The following is a 6577-nucleotide window of genomic DNA, read 5'->3' as shown; positions in this document are numbered from 1 at the left end:
CAAAATACCCTAGAATCTTATTATACTTTAGGAAGTTCATTTAACTTACACATATTCCTAAATTGCCAATAACTAGGCTCTAAATAATAAGAATAAGGAGTATAATAAAAGATAATTAAGCCTATACTTCCAAGAAAGACTAAAAACTTTGAAACGCTTTTTGTAGATTTAAAGATGATTTTATAAATAAATTTTAATATAAGATAAGAAAGAATAGTAGAAATTATAATAAGAAGTAATATATATGTCATGGGTTATCTCCTTAGATTCTCTATTTTATTAAAATTAAGATGTAATTTTGTGGTTTGATAAAGATTAGCTCGCTAGCATCCAAACATAGAAGACAAAAATTGCTCATTAAGATAAATGATTTCATGTATGAATAAATAGTATTATAATTTAGAAAGTAGTTTTGTAATTAAAACCAAGAAAACAAAATATATTTTTAAGATATAACCCCGACTATAATTACGCATTTTAGTCGGGATTTTTTAAGATAATTATAATTAAGCTTTACCTTCTCTCCAATCATCACTTCCGCTAGTTCCAGCAGCAGTATGTTCCCAAACTACTTTTCTATAACTCATTGAAACTTTTAAAAGCTCGGTTTTATCATGATTACTTGACTCTTGTGCATTTGGCATTATTAATTCAATATTTGTAATAATTGCATCTTCCAATTTTGTAGTAAAAAAATGTTCAGATCCGCCACTTGCTGCAGTTCTAAACCAATGAACTTCGACTGTTGGAAGTCTTTCTCCTTTGGTAAGTGCATTATATAACAAAGGCACGGACTTATTCAATGAGCAAGTAAAAGAAAAGGGCTTATGAACTCTTTGTCCAGAAGGTTGCCCACTTTGCTGATCAACGGGTACAGTTACGATATGAGATACCTCTTGCGCCATGATTTCATCTTCATGACCTGATTTATATCTATTGCCAATACTCGCTTCAGTAGATGCACCACTTGAAATCAAACCTTGTGTGGAACCTTCAATTCTTATAAACGCTGGTTCAGCCATAAAAAGAACCTCCTTTAATTTTTTTTAACATTCAAAATTGTATCATTTTAATCTTAATCTATATAAATTTTTGTAAAATATTTGTATATTGATATTAATATTTATTTGTTTTTACTTTAAATAAGGAATAACGATGTTTAAAAAAATATTTGATTTTATAAAATCAAGATTATTTATAACTGCTTTTTTACTTTGTTGTATTTTTCTTTTTAGTGTTTTATTTTGGTTTTGGGGTCCTTTAATAGCTTTTAACGACATATATATTTTTAGTAGCTCATTTTTAAGATTTAGTATTATCTTGATAATTTGGCTTATTGTTTTTTTATTTTTTTTATTAAAGCCTATTATAAATTTTATATCTTCTTTAAAAAGTGAAAAAAGATTAAAATTTAAAGACCTAAAAAAAGAAGCTGATGAGTTTATTTACAAATCTAAAAGAAACTTCTTTTTATCTCTTAAAGATGCCAAAGAAACATGGAAGAATGATTTAAAAACAAAAAATTTACCCTTAATTATCATCATAGGAAATGAAGGGGCTGGAAAAAGCACTTTTATCAATTATTCTAACATCGAATATCCACTTAGCGATAGTTTAGAGTCTTATAAAAAATTCCATAAGTCTACTAGAAATTTTGCACTTTATGTATCAAAAAAAGGCGCTTTGTTAGATACAGAAGGAAACTATTTTTCACAAGAAGAATTTTTTAAGCCTACAAGTAGCGATGAAATACCCGAAGATGATATAGATAAAAATAGAGATTTTTTAATTAAAAAAAATATATGGAAAAAATTCCTTACTTTTCTCAATAAAAATTTTTTTCATAGCAAACTAAATGGAATTATTTTAGTTGTTGATACTGTCCTTTTCTTAAATAATCCTAAGGAGTATTCCAAAAATCTTATTAGATATCTAACAAAAAGAGTAAACGAATGTGAAAAAACTTTGAATTTAAAGTTGCCCATCTATATAGTTTTTTCAAAACTTGACTTGATGGAAGGCATGAAAGAGTATTTTGATATTTTCGATAAAAAAATTTCGGATAAAATTTTAGGATTATCTTTTGATAAAATCTTAAGTGAAGAATTTTTAAATAATGAATTTAAAGAATTAAGTGATTCATTATTATGCTCTTTAATGAGTAAAAATTCCCATATTTACAATATGGAAAATAAAAATAAAAGCTACTTATTTTTAAAACAATTTGATAATTTATTTGCATTAGCAAAGACTTTTATTTTGGAAGTACAAGAAGAAAATAAGCTTAAAAATAATTCTTATCTTAGAGGAGTTTATTTTGTTAGCGCCTATCAAGAAAATATTCCTAGAAATTTCTTACTCGATGCCATATGTGAGAAATATAACTGCAAAAAAGTATTATCAAAATCCAATATTATACATAATAAACAAAGCTATTTTGTTAAATCACTGCTCGAAGATTTAATTTTTACAGATTATTCTTTAAGCGCTATGAAATCTTATTCTAAAAAATTATCTTTTTTAATTATAATTTTAATCATAAGCTTTGGAACATATGCTATATCTTCTTATTTTATAAGTAAAAACAATAAAGAATTCGAAAAAAGCCAAAATACCTTAAGATCTTTACAATTGCTTCTTAAAGATCAAGATTATCAAAATTTAAATATTAAACAAAAAGCTGACTTCTTAATTGAATTGAGAAATATTTTAAATACTTATCCTGAACTTTGGCAAGATAATAATATATTTCAATATTTAAATCTAAATCTCTCATACAAAGGATTTAAAGAAGCTAAACAACTTTATTATAAACTGAATGAAGATGTGTTAAAAAATACTTTATTAAAAGAAATGGAATATACTTTACTTACCGATACAAATAAAGAAAATTTAATCAAAACATTATATATGTATAGATCTTTGTTTAAACAAAAATATTTTAATAAAGAAATACTAAAAATTTGGATTAACGAGAATTGGAATACTTTAAGTAAGTATTCAATCTCTAAAGATGACTTTCTAGAAGGGGTGGATGAGCTTAAACAATTTAATCTTAAATCTTTTACAGAAGATGAAAACAGTATACATACAGGAAAAAGAAAACTTGAGAGTATAAGTAGAACTCAAAGAATTTACATTCTTCTTAATTTTTTAAATAGCGATAAACCTAAAGAAAAATATCTTATAAAAGAGGATTTAGGTTTTGCTGCAAATAGTGTATTTTCAAATAATTCTCAAATAACTTCTATAGATAAAATATATACAAAAGTTGGTATGATGGACTTTTTAAATGATTTAAATCAACAAGTTGACACCGCAATCAATATTGAATCTTGGATGCTAGATAACAATTTTAAAGAAAATAAAAACACTTTGACTATGGGTATTTTAAAATTATACTTAAGTGAATACCAAAATGCTTGGCAAAATCTACTCGCTTCATTGCAACCTGTTAGGTATAATACCAAAGAGGCAATGCTTAATGAGCTTAATATCTTATCAAAAAAAGAAAACCCTTTATATTCTTTGTTAAAAATTGTTAGTTCTAATACAAATTTAAATGATGCAGTTTTACTAACTCAAGCCTACAATTTAGGATTAAATGCTGGGGAAATTAGATCAAATTTTATTGGGGTAAGCAATGCTTTCACACAATATCATAAGCTAGTAAACAAAAATACACTTTTGAGTGTTGGTAATATAGAAGTGGGCAAAGGCACTGATGATGAAAAAATATTAGATATTCTTAATACAAGTATTGCAAATATGTCCAATAAAATTATAGATTTTAGTTCTAATAATAACCAAAGCGCTGAAGAAAAAATTTCATATGCTCTTGGAGGCAATAAAGATGCCAATGATCCTTTTGCTGTATTTCAAATGAACATAAAAAAATTACCTAATGATTTAGAGAGATATTATAGTCAGCTTTCTAATTATTCGTGGAATTTTATAGAAAATCATGGTATTTCTTTATTTAATACTGCTTGGATTAATGAAGTGTATAATCCATTTGTTAATGATATTGCGCCATATTATCCTTTTAATGATGAGAGTGTAGCAGATCTTAGTATGGATAGTTTTAAAACATTTTTTGGAAGAAATGGGACATTAAATAGTTTTTATAAAAAATACTTGAACAATGTTTTGGTAAAAAGAAAAAATAACTATTCTGTCAATTCTCAATTTGCTTCAAAATTAAATTTCTCTAAAGAATTTTTAGATTTTATCACCAATGCAGGCAATCTCTCTAGTCTCATACTAAATGGTAATGATAATATAAAAGTTAATTTTACTATTCAAAGCCTTGATTTAAGTGCGGATTTTTCCTTTATAAAGCTTGGCTATGATAATAAAAATATCCAATACGATCATACTCTTAATCAAACCCTACAAATTGTAGCAGAAAAATTCAATAATGGAACAAGTTTAAATTTTACAGCCTATAACTACTCTAATCCTAATTTAAATTATACAAAATCATATAAAGGAGAATGGGCATGGTATAAGTTTATAAAAGATAATAAAAGTAATTCTATATACAGCATTATATTTAACAATAATAAAAACTTATATTTTGACTTTGAAATTATTAACGGTGCTAGTGAATTAAATAATATAGTTTATATTTTAAATAATCTTAAAATAGTAGAAAATATTACAGGGGTAAATAAACAATGATAGAAAAAGAAGAAATAGGAATTACTATTGAGAATTATGACGAATGTATTAGTGGTTCTAAAACATTTGTATTTAACACAAAGGGTGGAACTATAGGAAGCGGTGATGATTGCACTTTTCGTATTCAAGATAAACTAGAACAAATCAAAAATACCCATGCCATAGTATCTTATGAAGAAGGATCTTTTACAATTGCGGCTTTTGAAGATTCTGACATTTATTATAATAAGTCCTTTTCTAGAATGCCAAGTGGCTATGAAATAATAATCAGTATAGGCGATATTTTTAAAATCGGTAATTTAGAATTTAGATTTGTGGATGCAAAAAGCATTGAAGCAAGCATTAAAGAAAATAAAAAATACTTAGAAGATATTGAAAAACGCAATCATTTTGATGAAATTGAAATTAAGCCTAGAGGAAAAACAAGTATAAATTTTGACAAAAATAAAGAGTTGAAAGAGATTTTAGAAAATAATGATTATAAATTTATCGAAGAAGAAAAGGCAGATGATAGCTTTTTAAAAGAAATAATTCAAAAAAATCCAAATTCATTAGAATATGAAAATGTTTTAAAAAGTTTGGTAAAAAATTTAAAAGATATTAAAACAAAACAACAAAACTCTAAATTAAATAATGATTATTCTCCTATCAACATTAAAGATTTTGAAAGTATTATTAATAATATACCCTTAATCAAATCCACAAGATTGATCAATATTTTAGCCCTTAGCCTAATCGCAAAAGAATTATATACTCCAATATTTGAAGAAATGGAAGAAAATATGTTTATTAAATATATTGAAGCTGCCATACAAAATAATATTAAAGAAGATAAGATTCTTTTTGAAAATCTTACCATCAAAGCATTGGAAAAGTATATTAAAGATTTTGAGTGATTTTTACTCTTTTATATTATGCTCTTTAGCATAAGCTCTTATCTTAGCTCGAAGTTCTTGCGGAAAATTATATCTATAAATAGCAGGAATTCTTGGGTCAAGGAGTTTGTCTAAATATCCTCTTTTATAAATCCATTCTAATCTTTCAGGTGTAAAATAATAAGGGGCATTAGGATAGCCTTGAGGAGGAGTGAGGGCTGCTAATTTGGCGCTTAATACTAGGGTATCCATAGTCAGTTTAGCAGATCTTTCATCTCTTTCGTTTCTAATATCTACATCGAATCTTGTTACCATTCCATTTTCGTATCCATCCATAGCATCATCAAATTTATTTCTACTTTCAGGAGTAGAATCTATATCTCTTGGATCTTTTAATTTGCCTTTTTCAATATCATCATATAAAGCCCAAATGATCCTGCCTTCTTCATCATAGGCAAAATCATATTTATTTAAATCAATCGTCCAATCTGCTCCTATAATCTCATCTAAAAAAGGAAGCATACCAAATTCATCTAATAAACTCTCATAATGATAATCGTGTAAATCATAAATCATTTTTGCTCTAAGCTTATTCCAATGTTGCCCTGTAAGAAAAGAATTAGAACACAATACTGCTAAACCTAAACTTTTAAAAGCATTTTTATCTCCAAGTTGAGCTTGTAAAAACAATGCTTGTTGTTGTCTTGCTTTAAATCCTACGGCAGCTGTGGGACTAGCTTTAATATTTCCCAAAAGTAAAGCAGACAATTCCCATTCATTAAAGAAAGAATAAGATTTTAATGTTCCACGATGAGAACTTACTTCATCATAAATATAGGCGTATTCTTCATTGATTAAATATCCTTTTTCATCTACATTAGCATAAGCATCATAGGGTATATCTATAACCACAGATCTTAATCCACTTCTTATTGATAAATATTTATATCTTTCTCTTTTAGTTTTTAAAGATTTATAATAAGCTTTTTCTGCTTTAGTCCAAGGAGCTATAGCTCCTT

At 26.2% G+C, this 6577-nt stretch carries 4 protein-coding genes; 2 read left to right on the top strand and 2 right to left on the bottom strand.

The features are described 5' to 3' along the window. Positions 1 to 506: 506 nt before the first annotated feature. A complete protein-coding gene (locus AJN70_RS09205; RefSeq protein WP_044779685.1) occupies positions 507 to 1022 on the bottom strand; it encodes an Hcp family type VI secretion system effector in 516 nt (171 codons plus the stop codon). A gap of 133 nt (positions 1023 to 1155) precedes the next feature. Between AJN70_RS09205 and tssM the strand changes: the two genes are divergently transcribed. Together tssM and AJN70_RS09195 are read left to right on the top strand one after the other, a co-directional pair. Next, on the top strand, positions 1156 to 4683 hold the full coding sequence (gene tssM / locus AJN70_RS09200) for a type VI secretion system membrane subunit TssM (protein ID WP_070276497.1): 3528 nt from the start codon (positions 1156 to 1158) through the stop codon (positions 4681 to 4683). Then, entirely contained in the window at positions 4680 to 5579 is a 900-nt protein-coding gene (locus tag AJN70_RS09195; protein WP_044779682.1) for an FHA domain-containing protein, read from the top strand. The genes tssM and AJN70_RS09195 overlap by 4 nt, the downstream gene beginning before the upstream one ends. A gap of 3 nt (positions 5580 to 5582) precedes the next feature. Here AJN70_RS09195 and AJN70_RS09190 read toward each other — a convergent pair. Then, the coding region (locus tag AJN70_RS09190; protein WP_261670040.1) for a hypothetical protein at positions 5583 to 6577 on the bottom strand (995 nt) is incomplete at its 5' end.

It is taken from the genome of Campylobacter sp. BCW_4341 (assembly GCF_001764255.1).
Classification (GTDB): Bacteria; Campylobacterota; Campylobacteria; order Campylobacterales; family Campylobacteraceae; genus Campylobacter_D; species Campylobacter_D jejuni.
This window is presented reverse-complemented; position numbering and strand designations above follow the sequence as displayed.

What these genes read in the sequence shown, in the direction of transcription:
- AJN70_RS09195 (WP_044779682.1), top strand. Translation starts at nt 4,680, where the DNA reads ATGATAGAAAAAGAAGAAATAGGAATTACTATTGAGAATTATGACGAA.
- tssM (WP_070276497.1), top strand. Translation starts at nt 1,156, where the DNA reads ATGTTTAAAAAAATATTTGATTTTATAAAATCAAGATTATTTATAACT.
- AJN70_RS09205 (WP_044779685.1), bottom strand. Translation starts at nt 1,022, where the DNA reads ATGGCTGAACCAGCGTTTATAAGAATTGAAGGTTCCACACAAGGTTTG.